The following is a 15,753-nucleotide window of genomic DNA, read 5'->3' as shown; positions in this document are numbered from 1 at the left end:
TTGGCAGAGGCACGGCTGCAAGTTCCTCAGTTAAGCGTGGCTCTGGTGGCGTTGCTGCTTGCGTTATCAACCAGCATTGGTGTCGGTGGCATGGTCGATGGCTTTCGCAACACTTTCAGCCTCTGGCTTGATCAGCGTCTTGCCGCTGACGTTTATGTCCGGACCGACCATGAAACCCAGGCAGAGCAAGTTATTAAGTGGCTTAACGACCACCCTGCTGTCAGCGCGATTCTTCCGTCTGCGGGTACAGAAAGCCTGATTGAAGGTATGCCGGTTGAACTGCGCGGCATTAAGGTCCACAGCACCTATAGTGATCACTGGCCTCTGCTTAGTCATACACCGGCGACCTGGCAGAATATTGAGTCGGGCGCCGCAGTTATGATCAACGAACAACTGGCCCGACGGTTAGCGCTTAGGACCGGCGATAGCCTGACTATCAGGGGCTTGCAGCAAACTGAATTTAATATTGCAGCAGTCTTCAGCGATTATGGCAACCCGAAAGGTCAGGTGATAATGGCACTGGATACCCTCTTTCAGAACTGGCCAAAAGCAGAGCGCGGCAGCATTGCGCTGCGGGTTGAGCCAATACAGCTTGAAGCGGTTATTCAGGCATTGACTGAGACGTTCTCTTTGTCACCAACCCAGGTTATTGACCAGCAGGCCGTTAAGCGCTATTCACTGCAATTGTTTGAGCGCACCTTTGCCGTTACCCAGGCACTAAATTTACTGGTGTTGGCCGTGGCGGCCATTGCTCTGTTTAGCAGTCTGCTAAGCTTATCAGCACTGCGGCTGAACCAAATCGCGCCGATTTGGGCCTGCGGGGTCTCACGGTGGCAATTAGTCATTACTGAATTACTCAGATTAATGCTACTCGCCTTTATCACAGCGCTATTGGCTGTGCCATTAGGGTTAATTATCAGCTATTGCTTAGTGACTGTTATTAACGTTCGGGCATTTGGCTGGGCACTTCCGTGGCATGTTTTTCCGATGCAGTGGTTGTACTTAGTGCTGGCCGCGCTTTGCAGTGCCTTCGTCGCGGCAATTGTGCCGGTGTTAAAACTCCGGTTCAGCTCTGCCGGTGAATTTTTAAAAGGTTTTGCTGATGATCGTTAAGCACCTTTTATTGTTGCTGCTCGTGCTTATCACCGCATGCAGTGAGCCCTCATCTTCATCTTCAGCGTCCGGTAAGGGATTTGCCGGATTGGGGGCCGATGCGACCGGCTTTGCTCAGGTTAAGCCTGGCATCAAGGTTAGCTATCCCGCCGCACTTGAGCAGCATCCCGAGTATCGGCTTGAATGGTGGTACCTCACGGCTAACCTTAGCAGCGAGACAGGAGAACCACTGGGTATTCAATGGACGCTTTTTCGGCTGGCAGATTCACCCGCCCCACAGCGGCAAGGCTGGGCCAATCAGCAACGCTGGCTCGGGCATGTCGGCTTAACCCGTGCCAACCAGCATCTGTTCGCTGAAACTTATGCCCGGGGCGGTGTTGGCCAGGCAGGTGTTGTCATGACCCCGTTTTCTGCCTGGATAGATAACTGGTCTGTTACCGCTCTGGATGCCGCTGCCACCTCATTTACGCTAAGTGCCGCCACCACTGACTTTAACTACAGACTATCGTTACACAAGACGGGGCCTGCCGTGTTACACGGTGAGCAGGGGTTTAGCTTAAAATCAGCAACAGGGCAGGCATCCTATTATCTCAGCCTGCCTTTTCTGCAGGTAACCGGTGTTGTCCAGATAGGGGATGAACAACTGAATGTGAGCGGCAACGCCTGGCTTGACAGAGAGTGGAGCAGTCAACCGCTGTCAGCCGATCAACAGGGCTGGGACTGGTTCTCCCTGCATTTGGACAGCGGTGACAAACTTATGTTGTTCCGGCTGCGACATAACAATACGGCAGACTACTTTTCCGGCACTTACATCAGTGCAGATGGCACCACTCTGGCACTACAACCACAGCAGATACAGATGCGGGCTATCATGCAACATACTGTTGCTGCCAGGACGCTGCCGGTGGAATGGCTGCTGACAGTAAAGGATTTAGGGATTGACTTACGCACCCGGCCACTGAATCCCAATGCCTGGATGGCGACCGGGATTGCCTACTGGGAGGGCCCCATTACTTTAACTGGCAGCCATTCGGGCAGGGGTTATCTCGAGATGACAGGCTACTGATCTGCAGGATTTTACGTTTACCAGTGATACACCACGTTATCCAGCACAAATTGTGGAATAAGCTGGCTGGCGGTAGCCAGTACGGCTTTGCTTTTCAGGTTCATCAATCTTACGTTTACCTGTGCACCGCGCTGGCTGTGCTGCACTGTGCCACTTAGAATGTAATCTATTTGCTGACTGGCCGCTACCTGCCCCGCTTTGTTACTAAACACGGCATCACCGTCTGCAGTGAGGGTGATCCGTCCGGTAAGTTTGTGGTCAACCATGGTGACACCATACCGTGGCATTTGTTGCAGAAAACGCTCAGACAGCGCATTACCCAAAGGATGCAGATTATTTCGGGCTGGTGTGAGTTCGGCAAAGCCGGCGACAGCGACTCTGGCCTCTGCTATCGGCGCGCTGCTGGCATGGTAAAGCTGCATCGCCAGCTCAGCTACATAATCATCCAGCTGTTTATGGCTGGCATAAAACTTATTAGTTGCCGGATATAACGCCAGGCGATCAGCAATCTCGGCGTCCCGATAAAAAGCATCCGGTTCCGTTACTATGTATTTACCTGATGCAGGAAGAGGCGCAGCTTCTGCCGCTGTATATTGATTGCAGGGTAGCATGCTGCAGCCACTGAGGCTAAGAACGGCGAAAATGAATGAGATGACTTTTTTTAGCATGGTAAGCCCGATACACTGAATGTCTGTTTCTGTGTATCGGCACTTTCCGCGTTTTCTTTAGCCTGCGCCAGAGTAAATGCCGCTAAGACTGTTTAATCCGCATTACCTGCTCGCCCTGACGGGAGATCACGGCCTGCACAATATGGCGTGGGATAAAGGTACGGGCAGCTGATACGACCCGCTTATTATCAATCTGCACCAGCCGGGCATTCACCAATACCCCCTGCTGATGCGTCGTCAGCGTGCCGGTAACCACGTAGCGGATAGCCACTTCATCAGAAAGCTCTTCATAGTTTCGGCTTAACACAAAATCGCCTGTTTCAGTGACCCGGATATAATCGGTCACCTTATAATCCAACACGGGAACACCAAACTTATGCAAATCGTAGATCATCGCTTCACTCAGATGATTACTGAATACAGAGCCCTGATCTAAAGCGGAATCAACATAGCTAAAGTCGGTAACACCAACCTGGCTATCACTATCCAGCTGCTGTTGTAAAGCCATCAGCTCGTGAACCAGGTTGCGCACATAATCATTAACTGTTAGCAGTGGCTGGCGGGCTGCACTCTGTAATTCATTTCCTGCCAAAGCGGCGGTAGTGGCGAAGGTAGTAATCCGCTGCGTTCTGTTGTCGTCTATATCATCGCTTTGGCCAGCTACGGTAACCGTGTTTTCCGGCACTGCACAGCCACTAAGCCCCATAACCAGTGTTAAGATTGCTAACCGTTTCATTTGTTCTCTCCTGCCGGGCCTTGCCGGTAAAACATCGCGCCGCGTTTATTAATCTGCTGCGTGCTCCAAAGCACATTTGCCGGGATATAATCAGTTACGGCAGCCAGCACCTGTTTCGATGGAATATGGATCAGCCTGGCATTTACAATTACCGCGTCCTGCTGCTGCGTGTAAGTCCCTGTCAGCAACGTATTAGCTTCACCTTTACGATTAATGTCGGCCAGCTGACGGCTTAAAGCCTGTTCATAATTATCAGCCAGCATTACTTCATTACTTAGCCGATACTCGTAAACGGCATAACCGAACTGCCGGCTATGGCCAAGCATACTCTCGCTCAGTTGATTGGCGAAATCGCGCTGCTCAGTGTTTGCGTCCCTTAAATTCAGTGCCGTCGCTGGCAGAAAACTGCTTACAGCAATCTGCGGCCGGGCAAGCCACAATGGACTGTCATCCAGCTGGGCAAATAATTGCCGGGCCAGACGTTCGGTGTAAAAACCCAGCGGCTGCGGACTCAACTCAGAAGCAGCAACAGGTAACTGCTCAGGTGCCATTCTGCCGGCACAACCCAGCAGCACCGTGCCTGTTAACAGGCCTACTGTAACTAACCCCAGCCAATTCATATCTACCTCTTATCAAGCCTGATCGCTTTTGCCAATATCTTTAGCAAGAACCAGGCCACAAATCAGTCAGCAGGGTGTCATTAAATCGCCACAGGTGCCTTAATATGCGGATGTGCCTGATAATTTTCTAAATTGAAATCGGTGATACTAAAGCCAAAAATATCTTTTACTGCCGGGTTTAACCGCATAGTGGGCAACGGATAGGGTTCACGGGACAGCTGGGTATTCACCTGCTCCAAATGGTTCAGGTATAAATGTGCATCACCAAAGGTATGGACAAAATCACCGGGCTTCAGGTCGCACACCTGGGCTACCATCATAGTCAGTAGAGCATAGCTGGCAATATTGAACGGGACACCGAGGAAAATATCGGCACTGCGCTGGTACAGCTGACAAGACAAGCGGCCATCATTAACATAGAACTGAAACAAAGTATGACAAGGCGGCAAGGCCTGTTTGCCCATCGCGGCGTTTTCTTTAGGTGAATACCGGGTGTCAGGTAATACAGCCGGGTTCCACGCACTGACAACTAACCGGCGTGAATCGGGGGTCCGTTTAATATCACTGATAAGCTGGCTTATCTGATCAATAACCTGACCGTCATGACTGGTCCAGCTACGCCACTGCGCACCATATACCGGGCCCAGTTCACCGCTTTCGGTTGCCCACTCGTTCCAGATTGATACACCATTATCCTGTAAATAACCAATATTGGTGTCACCTTGAAGAAACCACAGCAATTCATGAATAATCGAACGTACATGACACTTTTTAGTAGTAACCAGCGGGAAACCCTGCTGCAAATCAAAGCGCATCTGATAGCCAAACACACTGATAGTGCCAGTGCCGGTGCGGTCAGTTTTTTTGTGGCCGTGCTCCAATACATGGCGCATTAAATCAAGATACTGTTTCATTTTGCTCTCCGGGCCTGCCCAGCGGGTTTATTGTTAACATATAGTATCAGCCCCAGACCACCCGCTATCATCGGCAGGCAGAGCCATTGACCCATTGTCATACCAGCTGACAACACGCCAAGCTGGCTGTCCGGTTGGCGGAAAAACTCGACAAAAAAACGAAAGACGCCATAACCGAGCAAAAACACGCCGCCGAGGGTGCCGGTCGCTGGCTGTAAACGCCGGACAAGCATAATAATAATAAATAGTAACACCCCCTCGAGCGCAACATGATATAACTGCGAAGGGTGACGCGGCTCAGCACCGGCATGCGGGAATACCATCGCCCAGGGTACGTCTGTAGTACGGCCCCATAATTCACCGTTGATAAAATTGCCAAGCCGGCCCGCAGCCAACCCGAGCGGTATAAGTGGCGCGACGAAATCTCCCAGTTCCATATAAGATTTATCGTAGCGCCTTGCAAACCAGGCCATTGCCAGCAATACCCCAAGCAAACCACCGTGAAATGACATACCACCCTGCCAGGTTTTAAACAAATATAACGGTTCGGCCAGTAACTGGTCAAAGTTATAAAAAAGCACGTAGCCGAGTCTGCCGCCGACAATGACGCCGATAAAGCCGAAAAACAGTAAATCGCTGACCTGCTCTTTGCTCCAGCCAGAGCCAGGTTTTGCTGCCGCCCTGCTGGCAAGCCAGTAAGCGATACCAAATGCCACCGCATACATCACGCCGTACCAATGAATATTTAAAGGCCCAAACCCGAACAATGGCCCTATAGACAACAATACCGGGTCTATGTCCGGAAAATTAAGGTAGGAACTGGTCATTTTTATCCTTTAAAACATCATAACCAACCGTTTAAAACAGCTGATATTGCTAACTAAAAACCATTCTGACTGCAACCAGCATCAGAAAAACACCAAAAATTCTTTTAATTGTCAGTACCGGCCAGCGCTGGGTCATGGCAGCACCAAGGGTGGCAGTGAAAACCGAGGTTGATACAATACCTGCTAATGCGGGTACATAAATATAACCAATAAAGCCTTCTGTTAGTTGGTAGCGTTGCCAGCCGGCAATAACATACCCCAGGGTACCCAGTACGGCAATAGCAATACCACTGGCGGCGGCACAGCCTATAGCCCGTCGCATATCCACAGAAAAGTAATTGAGCACCGGCACCACTAATGCTCCGCCACCAATGCCCAGTAAACCCGAGATGGCGCCCAGCACCGCAGCTATCGCAGCCAGCAAAGATTTAGCTGGTAATGGCGCACGGCCAATAACACTGCGAGAGCCCAGCATTCTGAGGGCCAGGAAAAAAACAGCCACCCCAAAAATGATTCTCAGCGTCGTGCCGTTCAGATGATGAGCCACTAAGCCAATAATACCGGCACCTACCCCGGCTCCAAGCATAACAGCGCCGGCCAGCGACCAACTGACATTACTGCGCTTGTGATGGGCGCGGATAGAGGAGCCAGAGGTGATAATAATTGACGCCAGTGACGTGGCTACCGCAACAACCATAACATCATCAAGACTGACCACACCGAAGGCAGGCAGTAATACAACCAGCACCGGTACGATAACCAGGCCACCGCCAATGCCCAGCAAGCCAGCCAGAAAGCCGGCCAGACAACCTATAAGCGCAGAAATCAGAAATATTGTTAACAAAGGACATCTCGATATAGCAACTTCGATACCAGCCACCCGGCCGTATCAATCTATTAATATCACCGGCTTTAAGCCCGCAACTGGCTTAGCAACTGTTTATGTTCAAGAAAACGCTGGACCAGTTGTTTAACCTGTTTCGGCGACTGACAGGCCAGCACTTCTGGTAACAGCGCTTCCAGTTCAGTAACATTAACCCGGCGCAATAGCCATTTTATTTTTGCCAGGTTACTATTATTCATACTAAAGCGGCTATAACCCATGGCGGCCAGAACCAGCACACCGGCCGGTTCTCCCCCTAACTCACCACAAATGCTGATAGGAAACTGGTATTGCCGGGCTTGTTCCGATAACAGATGTAAAGCGCGCAGCACTGACGGATGAAGTGCATCGTAAAGATTAGCAACCCGGGCATTATTGCGGTCAACAGCCAGTAAATACTGAGTCAGATCGTTGGTTCCCACTGAGCAAAAATCAACCCGCGCCGCCAATTCCGGTAGCTGATACATAATGGAAGGCACTTCAATCATCACGCCGACTTTGGGTTTTGGCAGAGGAATGTTAAGCTCGTCGCTCACCTCAAAGCTGGCTTGCCTGATTAACCTGACCGCCTCATCAACCTCAGCCAGATCTGAAATCATTGGCAGCAAAATATGCAGATTATCAAATGTAATATTGGCTTTTAGCATTGCCCTGATTTGCACCAGAAAAATTTCAGGATGATCCAGGGTCAGCCTGATACCCCGCCAGCCAAGAAACGGATTTTCTTCAACGATACTGAAATACGGTAAGGCCTTATCACCGCCGACATCGAGGGTGCGCATGACCACGGTTTTGCCCGCATAAGCACTTAACACCTTGCGATAAAGCTCAACCTGCTCCTGCTCAGTCGGAAAACGATTACGCATAATAAATGGAAATTCAGTGCGGTACAGGCCAACACCATCAGTATGCTCGGCGTTACTGGTTTCCAACTCAATGGCCAGGCCGCAGTTGACCATCAGCTTAAAAGGTTTACCGCAGGCAGACTGTGAGGGTAATGCCACTTCCTGCTGATAGCGTGCCGATAGTTCCGCATCTTCATTAATAAGCCGGCGATATTCAGCGCAGATGGCATCAACTGGCGACAGCAGAATATGGCCCTCGTAACCATCGACAATCACCTGCTGATTTTGCCAGTGCAGCAACGGCAACTCATTGACGCCCATCACCGCCGGAATCCCCAGTGCCCTGGCCATAATGGCAGCATGAGAGTTTACCGACCCCCTGAGCGAAACAATGGCGACCAGTTGCTCTCGTGGCACTTCTGCCAGCATGGTTGCCGTAACATTGTCAGCAACCAGTACCACCTGCTTGGGCAATTTTACTTTGCGTTGCTCTGAATCGAGCAGATTATTTAAGACCCGCTGCCCTAAATCTCTGATATCTGTGCCCCGCTCTCGCAGATAAGGGTCGTCCATATCATCGAACTGACGGGCAAACCTCTCGACCACCCGCTTTAATGCACTTTTGGCACACCAGCCTTCGGCAATTTGCTGCTCAATTTCCTGACCCAGACTGGCCGCGTCAAGCAATTGATGATAGACATCGAATATTGCCAGGGCATCGGCCGGAATATGGCCGGCCATCCGTTCTGCCAGCCGGTTAAACTCTCCTTTGGTAATTTTCACCGCCCGGTAAAACAACGCCAGTTCTTTTTCGGGTTCGTCAGATTTTTTCAGGGAAATTGCATCAAAATCGCTGGAAGGCTGCAAGACATAAGCTTCGCCGATGGCCATCCCCGGTGCCCCTGGCAAACCGGTCAGCTGTCCTGACTTGGCCATAGTAGAAGGACTTTGGCTGGCGGCATCGCGCATCTCTGCATTTGCCAGCACTGAGGCTAGTTGTGCCCCCAGGGTAACCAGAAAAGACTCTTCATCCTCACTGAACACCCTTTCAGCTGACTGCTGGATAGTCAGCACCCCAAGCACTTTTCGATGATGAATTATCGGGCATCCCAAAAAAGCAGAAAAACGATCTTCGCTGACTTCCGGAGTAACTCTGAATCGGGGATGACGCTGTGCCTGAGCAAGGTTTATCGGTTCTTCCCGCTGGCCAACCCAACCAATAAGGCCTTCAGAAAAACCAATGGCAACTTTACCCACCGCGTCCTGATTTAAACCGTCGGTGGCCATCAGCATAAAGTGCTGCTGCTGATAATCTGCCAGATAGACCGAACAGCACTCTGTCGCCAACGCGGTTTTAACGCTGGATACTAAACCAGCCAGAGCATTGTCTAGAGCTGGCTCCTGCGCCACATCCTGAACAATCCGCCGCAACTGGCTTAGCATAAGAACCTCATTGTCCTGTCGGTTTTTGCAAATTCAATATTTTTTCTTAATATCTCTACGGGTAAATGGCAAAGCAACCGGGGCAAATTCTCGCATGACTCTTCGATAAACTTCTCGTTTAAAAGCCACAACCTGACGCACTGGATACCAGTAACTGACCCAACGCCAGTTATCAAATTCAGGATGCGATGTTACAGCCAGATTTACATCCTCTTCCCGGCAGGTCAAACGCAATAAAAACCATTTTTGCTTTTGCCCGATACACACAGGGTTACTGTCTTTGCGGATTAACCGTTTCGGAAGCTTATAGCGCAACCAATGTTTGGTAACACTGATTATTTCGACATCTTCAGGCCGAAGCCCGACTTCCTCATGCAGTTCGCGATACATAGCCTGTTCTGGCGTCTCGCCATCATCAATGCCACCCTGTGGATACTGCCAGGAATGCTGACCATATCTTTTTGCCCAAAACACCTGTCCCTGGGTGTTACAAATCACTATGCCGACATTGGCCCGAAAACCTTCGGCATCGATCACACAAACCTCAAGCGAGTCTATTTCTGCTATAACAAAGATTCTTTCACAAAGTGGCGGTTACAGCAAACAGAATTTAAGGTGTGCTGCGCCGCCTTAGTTATCCACATTTTAAGTTTTAACTTTGCCGTCTATGTGCACTTTTTCACAGAGTCTGTGGATAAAACTGTTGTTAAGTCGCGAGAGACTGTTGAGTAATATAGAAAACAGCCACGTTAACAAAACAAAACTTGAGATTAATAAGCATAATTACAATAACTTATAAAAGTTATGCTGCTAAAAAGAGTTTGCAGACGCTGTGCATAAGTTAGTTTGCTGCGTTTTTAAGCAGCGTAACTGCGGTAAAAATGTTACGGTAATACGCTGATAATTTGGCTTGGTGCAGTGACAGATACCGTGAACCCTAATCCATTGCAAACCCCTGAGCAGCTGCTGCAACGCTGCCGCAATATTGCAGGCATGACCCTTGGTCAGCTGGCGGGTGAGCTACAGGTAAAGATGCCGCCGGATTTGAAACGTGACAAAGGCTGGGTAGGCCAATTGCTGGAACTGGCTTTAGGGGCTGAGGCGGGATCTCAGGCTCTGCCAGACTTTCCTGCACTTGGCATCGAATTAAAAACCCTACCTATCGACCAGCACGGCAAGCCGCTGGAAAGTACTTATGTTTGTGTGGCGCCGCTAACCGGTGTAACCAGCCAGAACTGGCAGCAATCCTGGATTTGCAGGAAACTGCAGCGAGTGCTTTGGGTACCCATTCTGGCCGAGCGGCAGATCCCCCTGGCAGAGCGGATTATTGGCTCGGCCTTTTTATGGCAGCCCACAGCAGATGAACAACAGGCCCTCCGGCAGGATTGGGAGGAATTAATGGATTTAATAACGCTGGGCGGTATAGATAAAATCCGCGGAGCTCATGGTAAGGTGTTACAACTGAGACCCAAAGCCGCCGACAGCAAAGCATTAACCGCTGCAGTCGGAGACCAAGGCCAGCCCATCCATACTCTGCCAAGGGGGTTTTACCTGAAAGCCAGTTTTACCGCGGCCATTTTAAGGCGACAATTTCAGCTGGCGCCGCCAGCTTAAAAGGCCACTGCCCGGCATTATTCCTGGTAACGCTGCATAATCTGCTGATATAACCCATTTTGCTTGATCGCAGCCAAACCACGGTTAAATTCAGCAACCAACTGCTCTTCAACCGAGGCTTTACTGAACATCACGTAGACGTCATTATTACCCAGCGTTATCTGATGCGGTTTAATCAGGTCATCCAGACCTTTTCGCCGGAGTATGGACGCCGCAACAAAGCTGTCCTCCAGAAAGCCGTCAATTTCCTCGTCCAGCAAGCGTGCCATATTCATTTCGCTGATAATAGCGCCAACAAATTGAGGCCGGAACTGGGCAGATGCATACAGCTTGGCAATTTCATCGCCGTAATAGTATTCATTGACGATACCAAGCTTATAGCCTGCCGCAATAAACTCCTCAATACTGGTTACCGGTAAGTCCACATCTTCAGCCCGGACATACAGTGAAAACTGTTCCTGGCGGTAAGGCTCAGAGAAATAAGCGAAAGTCTGACGATCTTCTGTAACCGAGGCCCCGAGTACAAAATCTATTTCACCTTCCCTTAGCATACCCAGCAACTCAACCCAGCTGCCCTGAACGATACTAAGCTCACACTGCATTTCGGCGGCAATCGCTCTGACCAGTTCAACATCAAGTCCGGTGACGGTGTTACCGACTGTCATATACTGATACGGCTCCCAGGCATCAAAGCCCATTGTCAATGAGCATTGTGGCGGTACAGCGGACATACGTTGCGCTATGGGCTCGGCGGGCGTGGCGACGTCAGGTTCTGATACCGGTTGGCAGGAAACCAGCACTGACAACAGGAAAAATGACAATAAAAGCTTGATAGACTTCATAAATCACCTCAGGGTGCTATGACTTTATACAAGCTTAGTGCAATTTACTTTTTTTGCGCAGCGACACTGCGACTTATTCCGGAGTTTTTGCTGCCGGGTTATACTTTAGCTTAGCCGGCATTTTAACCAGGATCTGCCACAAGCTATGCTGCCGCCCGGTCTGCCGGGCCTCCCGCCACATACGCTGCCACTCGTAAAATGTGATAGTTAATGGGTTCGTCGAGTTAAAATCATCAGTAATACCGTAGCGGCAAGGCTCGTCAGCTTGCTCAGGCACAAAGGTGCCAAACAGCCTGTCCCAGATGATCAGCACGCCGCCAAAATTGCGATCGAGGTAGATATCATTACACGCATGATGTACCCGGTGATGTGACGGGGTGTTGAACAGGTATTCAAGCCAGCCAAGCCGGCCGATAGCTTGGGTATGAACAAAAAACTGGAATGCTAAATTAACAGCAACAACAGCAAAAACCAGAGTCGGCTCATAGCCTATTAAAATCATTGGCAGCCAGAATAACCACATACCCGATATCGGGTAGGTCAGACTTTGCCGGAAAGCGGTGCTAAAGTTCATCAGCCGCGAGCTGTGATGCGCAACATGGGATGCCCAGAACCAACGAATATGGTGTGAGCCCCGGTGAAACCAATAGTAAAGAAAATCCTGTAAAATAAATGCCAGCAGCAAATTAACAGCGGTCAGTTCAATGGTAAACAGACGGTATTGATGTAGCCAGTAGAAAAACGGCATTAACAGCAACAGTGCCAGCATATCCGCACCCTGATGTAATAATGCCAGGGTCGCGTTTGCCAGTGTATCACGCCAGTGATACCAGTTTTGGCGCCTTAACACAGCAAAACGCCACTCCAGTATCACGCAACATAGAAATACCGGACTTAATAGTAATAAAATTAATTCAACGGGCAGCATAAGTAACGATACGCACCTTCATTTTAGCGAACTGGCAGCTCGAAGCTGTCAAACATCCGGTCAATTTCTTCCTGATTGCGCAGCATGTTCGCCCGCTCTACCACATCTTTGGTAAGATGAGGGGCAAAGCGCTGGATAAAATCATACATATAAGTACGTAAAAATGCGCCTTTGCGAAAACCAATTTTAGTGGTCGACGCTTCAAACAGATGTCTGGCATCCAGTGCAACCAAATCTTTGTCCAGTTGCGGGTCAATTGCCATTGACGCAATGACCCCGACGCCCAGCCCTAACCTGACGTAAGTTTTCAACACATCGGCGTCGGTCGCAGTAAATACAATTCGTGGTTCCAGGCCTTTAGCAGCAAAGGCGCGATCAAGCTCTGAGCGTCCGGTGAAGCCAAAAACATAAGTAACAATCGGATGCTGGGCCACATCTTCCACGGCAATCTTGCGGCCAAGCTGAGCCAGCGGATGATCCTGCCTGACGATGACGCTGCGGTTCCAATGGTAACAAGGCAACATCACCAAATCACTGTATAAATGCAGCGCTTCGGTGGCAATCGCAAAATCGGCTTCGCCACGCGATGCTGCTTCTGAAATTTGTTGCGGTGAGCCCTGATGCATATGCAGCGATACTTTAGGGTATTTCTGCATAAAGCCACTAATCACCGGAGGTAATGCATAGCGCGCCTGGGTATGGGTAGTGGCAATATTTAGCTTGCCCTGATCAGGCAACGTATGCTCCTTGGCCACCGCTTTGATACTTTCGACCTTAGCCAGAATTTGCTGAGCTATTTCAATGACATCTCGTCCGGCGGGTGTTACATGGGTCAAATGCTTACCACTGCGGCCAAACACCTGAATGCCCAGCTCATCCTCAAGCATTCTTACCTGTTTACTGATCCCGGGTTGCGAGGTATAAAGGCTTTCTGCCGTTGCTGACACATTTAAGTTATGGTTTAACACTTCTACAATGTAACGCAATTGCTGTAATTTCATCTGGCACAAATCCGGTAAAGAATGCTCTGTGCTCAATATACTCGTCTTGTCAGATATTCCAACTAATTTTTATAAGTGACAATGCTATAACTATTAGTAGCAAAAACATGTTAACAACTCAGTACCTACGTTTGCGTAAGGTGCCAGGAGCCATGATGACTACCCCAACAGAAATCGACTTTGCTACCGTCCTGGCGTGCTGTGTGCACGATATGAAAAACTCACTGTGTATGGTTATACAATCGGCCGAGCTGATCCAGACAGAAGGTGCCAACTTGTCTGACGCTGCCCGTAATGAGCTTGCGCGACTCAATTATGAAGCAAACCGGCTTAATTCAAATTTGTTGCAGTTGCTATCCTTATACCGGTTAGATCGTCAGCAATTGCCGGTGCAGATCGAGCAGTACTATCTGGCTGAACTGCTAGAAGAGCTGCTTTTAAAAAATCAGTATTTTGCGACGCAACGCGGCATCAATGTCAGCATCATTGCTGATGAAGACTTAAGCTGGTTTTTTGACCGGGACCTGATCATGACAGTGCTGAACGATGCGATTGCCAATGCACTGCGTTACAGTCGTGAACAGATCCTGATAAGGGCAGAAGTCATTGATGATTATCTGCACATTGTCGTCGCTGATGATGGCCCCGGCTTTCCTGATTTTATGCTGCACCATGCTGCCGCCGATATGCATAAACCGGATTTGCAGCATGGCCATACCGGCTTAGGTATCTTTTTTGCCAAACTAATTGTCAGGGCTCATTGTAACAAAAAGCAGCGGGGGACTGTCAGTATGCAAAATGGTGACGAGCTCAAAGGAGGTCATTTCAGGATTACCCTGCCCTGAATTTCAGAAAACTGTTCATTGTCTTCAATTCAGATTACTATAAATTAAAACGCGTATACAGTCAGAGGTCTGCATGTTGTTACCCATTATCATCTCGCTAATAATAGCCCTGGTGATTATTGCTGTTGTCGTGAACGTTGTGCAGCAACATAAGGAGCGGATAGCGAGCCTGAAGCGGGCGGAGTTTACTAAATTACGCCACCTGCTTGATGATACGGAAGAGATGCTGACCAACACCGCAAATGTTCCTTTTACTCCTGCTATCAGCACAATGCTGTTAAAAAGGATGGCATTTGCGCTGCGGGCAATGGTTGAGCTGGAGCCGGGGGTCAGGGAGTTAAAACAACGGCTGCAGGAACTTGAAACCCGCTTGAAGGAACCGGCGACGGCTGATATTACAGCGACTGATAATCTGACGTTGCCCGACAACGACCAGCAACTGATTGGTCTGATAAGAGGGATTAAGAAACTACGCACCACCTTAAGGACAGAACATGCAAGGGGCAATATTGATACTGCAACGGTTATCGCAGAGGATAAGCGCTTAGAGATCCTGCAGTTACGTATTAATGTCGAAAGCCAGCTAAAGCGCGGCAAACAAGCCAGAAGCAATAAATTACTCGGCTCTGCCCGCCAGTACTTTGAAAAAGCACTTACCTCATTAACCACCACCAGCCATCAGGACGACTATGTCACCAGCCGTAAAGCGGAAGTGATACAGATCCTTGAGGATATTGCTACCGAACTTAAAGCAGGCAATTTACGGGACAGGGAAAAGAAAGAAGGAAAAGAGAATAAAGATATTGATGAGCTGTTTGCACCTAAGCGCAAATGGTAAAAATGGCACCGTTACGGTGCCATGAGATTAATTAACACAGAAAATCTGCAAACAGATGGCTATTTAGCAGAGACAACCCATTTACCATTCTCATACCAGGCCGCCCACCCTGTAGCTTTACCGTCTTTCTCTGTCATCACATACTGCTGTTTGGTTTTACGGCTCCAGCGGACAATACTCGGGTTGCCTTCTTTGTCTTGCGTTGGTGCATCCGCCAGATAATAAAACTTGGGTGAGAGCCGCTCGCGGAATTGCTTTAGCTCACTCACCAGTGGCGCTCGGGTTTCCCGGGACTTCGGGAAGGTAGATGCAGCAAGGAACACTCCGGCAGCACCATCTCTGAGCACAAAATAAGCATCAGACTTCTCACACTTTAACTCAGGCAGATGCACCGGATCCTCTTTGGGTGGTGCAGCTTCGCCGCTGCGGAGTAGCTTGCGGGTATTTTTACAGTCACTGTTGGTACAGCCAAAATACTTACCAAACCGTCCAGATTTTAACTGCATGTCGCTGCCACATTTGTCGCATTCGATCACCGGTCCTTCATAGCCCTTTATTTTAAAATTGCCT

The 15,753-nt window shown here is 49.5% G+C and carries 17 protein-coding genes; 5 read left to right on the top strand and 12 right to left on the bottom strand.

The genetic code is table 11. From position 1 onward, the window contains the following. Together R3177_RS07545 and R3177_RS07540 are read left to right on the top strand one after the other, a co-directional pair. A partial coding sequence (locus R3177_RS07545) for an ABC transporter permease (protein WP_318970428.1) occupies nucleotides 1-1,113 on the top strand: 1,113 nt, incomplete at its 5' end. Beyond that, nucleotides 1,103-2,179 carry a lipocalin-like domain-containing protein gene (locus tag R3177_RS07540; RefSeq protein WP_318970427.1) on the top strand — a complete coding sequence of 359 codons (1,077 nt, stop codon included), beginning with the start codon at nucleotides 1,103-1,105 and terminating at the stop codon, nucleotides 2,177-2,179. The genes R3177_RS07545 and R3177_RS07540, both read left to right, overlap by 11 nt. Before the next feature lie 17 nt (nucleotides 2,180-2,196). Here the strand turns inward: R3177_RS07540 and R3177_RS07535 are convergent, their stop codons facing one another. The 8 genes from R3177_RS07535 to rppH all read right to left on the bottom strand — a co-directional run bounded on the left by R3177_RS07535 (nucleotide 2,197) and on the right by rppH (nucleotide 9,652). Continuing rightward, nucleotides 2,197-2,790 (bottom strand): FlgO family outer membrane protein, encoded by a 594-nt coding sequence (locus tag R3177_RS07535; protein ID WP_318970426.1) that lies wholly within the window; start codon nucleotides 2,788-2,790, stop codon nucleotides 2,197-2,199. A 139-nt stretch (nucleotides 2,791-2,929) separates the two neighbouring features. After that, entirely contained in the window at nucleotides 2,930-3,583 is a 654-nt protein-coding gene (locus tag R3177_RS07530; protein ID WP_318970425.1) for a FlgO family outer membrane protein, read from the bottom strand. Next, on the bottom strand, nucleotides 3,580-4,203 hold the full coding sequence (locus R3177_RS07525; RefSeq protein ID WP_318970424.1) for a FlgO family outer membrane protein: 624 nt from the start codon (nucleotides 4,201-4,203) through the stop codon (nucleotides 3,580-3,582). Before R3177_RS07525 ends, R3177_RS07530 begins: the two co-directional genes overlap by 4 nt. 80 nt (nucleotides 4,204-4,283) lie before the next feature. Further along, on the bottom strand, nucleotides 4,284-5,117 hold the full coding sequence (locus tag R3177_RS07520) for a thymidylate synthase (protein WP_318970423.1): 834 nt from the start codon (nucleotides 5,115-5,117) through the stop codon (nucleotides 4,284-4,286). Continuing rightward, a complete protein-coding gene (lgt, locus tag R3177_RS07515) occupies nucleotides 5,114-5,944 on the bottom strand; it encodes a prolipoprotein diacylglyceryl transferase (protein WP_318970422.1) in 831 nt (276 codons plus the stop codon). The genes R3177_RS07520 and lgt overlap by 4 nt, the downstream gene beginning before the upstream one ends. A 49-nt stretch (nucleotides 5,945-5,993) precedes the next feature. Further along, nucleotides 5,994-6,788, bottom strand: a complete 795-nt coding sequence (locus R3177_RS07510) for a sulfite exporter TauE/SafE family protein (protein ID WP_318970421.1) — start codon at nucleotides 6,786-6,788, stop codon at nucleotides 5,994-5,996. 68 nt (nucleotides 6,789-6,856) lie between these two features. Further along, nucleotides 6,857-9,115 (bottom strand): phosphoenolpyruvate--protein phosphotransferase, encoded by a 2,259-nt coding sequence (ptsP, locus tag R3177_RS07505; protein ID WP_318970420.1) that lies wholly within the window; start codon nucleotides 9,113-9,115, stop codon nucleotides 6,857-6,859. A 33-nt stretch (nucleotides 9,116-9,148) separates the two neighbouring features. Beyond that, nucleotides 9,149-9,652 (bottom strand): RNA pyrophosphohydrolase, encoded by a 504-nt coding sequence (gene rppH / locus R3177_RS07500; protein ID WP_318970419.1) that lies wholly within the window; start codon nucleotides 9,650-9,652, stop codon nucleotides 9,149-9,151. Nucleotides 9,653-10,033: 381 nt separating this feature from the next. Between rppH and mutH the strand changes: the two genes are divergently transcribed. Next, on the top strand, nucleotides 10,034-10,729 hold the full coding sequence (gene mutH, locus R3177_RS07495; protein WP_318970418.1) for a DNA mismatch repair endonuclease MutH: 696 nt from the start codon (nucleotides 10,034-10,036) through the stop codon (nucleotides 10,727-10,729). A gap of 17 nt (nucleotides 10,730-10,746) precedes the next feature. On the opposite strand, the gene R3177_RS07490 is transcribed toward mutH, so the two are convergent. From R3177_RS07490 to cysB, 3 genes are all read right to left on the bottom strand, one after another. Next, nucleotides 10,747-11,571, bottom strand: coding sequence for a transporter substrate-binding domain-containing protein (locus R3177_RS07490; RefSeq protein WP_318970417.1), 825 nt, complete (start codon nucleotides 11,569-11,571; stop codon nucleotides 10,747-10,749). Nucleotides 11,572-11,644: 73 nt separating this feature from the next. After that, nucleotides 11,645-12,499 (bottom strand): sterol desaturase family protein, encoded by an 855-nt coding sequence (locus R3177_RS07485; RefSeq protein WP_318970416.1) that lies wholly within the window; start codon nucleotides 12,497-12,499, stop codon nucleotides 11,645-11,647. 23 nt (nucleotides 12,500-12,522) lie between these two features. Beyond that, nucleotides 12,523-13,500 carry an HTH-type transcriptional regulator CysB gene (cysB, locus tag R3177_RS07480; RefSeq protein ID WP_318970415.1) on the bottom strand — a complete coding sequence of 326 codons (978 nt, stop codon included), beginning with the start codon at nucleotides 13,498-13,500 and terminating at the stop codon, nucleotides 12,523-12,525. Nucleotides 13,501-13,655: 155 nt separating this feature from the next. On the opposite strand from cysB, the gene R3177_RS07475 reads away from it, so the two are divergent. Next, nucleotides 13,656-14,345: a sensor histidine kinase gene (locus tag R3177_RS07475; protein ID WP_318970414.1), complete on the top strand. Its 690-nt coding sequence runs from the start codon at nucleotides 13,656-13,658 to the stop codon at nucleotides 14,343-14,345. A gap of 73 nt (nucleotides 14,346-14,418) precedes the next feature. Further along, nucleotides 14,419-15,183: a hypothetical protein gene (locus R3177_RS07470; RefSeq protein WP_318970413.1), complete on the top strand. Its 765-nt coding sequence runs from the start codon at nucleotides 14,419-14,421 to the stop codon at nucleotides 15,181-15,183. A gap of 59 nt (nucleotides 15,184-15,242) precedes the next feature. On the opposite strand, the gene R3177_RS07465 is transcribed toward R3177_RS07470, so the two are convergent. Then, nucleotides 15,243-15,753, bottom strand: a 511-nt coding sequence (locus R3177_RS07465; RefSeq protein WP_318970412.1) for a topoisomerase DNA-binding C4 zinc finger domain-containing protein, incomplete at its 5' end; no start/stop codon positions are given.

This window comes from Arsukibacterium sp., from assembly GCF_033722355.1.
Classification (GTDB): Bacteria; Pseudomonadota; Gammaproteobacteria; order Enterobacterales; family Alteromonadaceae; genus Alishewanella.
This window is presented reverse-complemented; position numbering and strand designations above follow the sequence as displayed.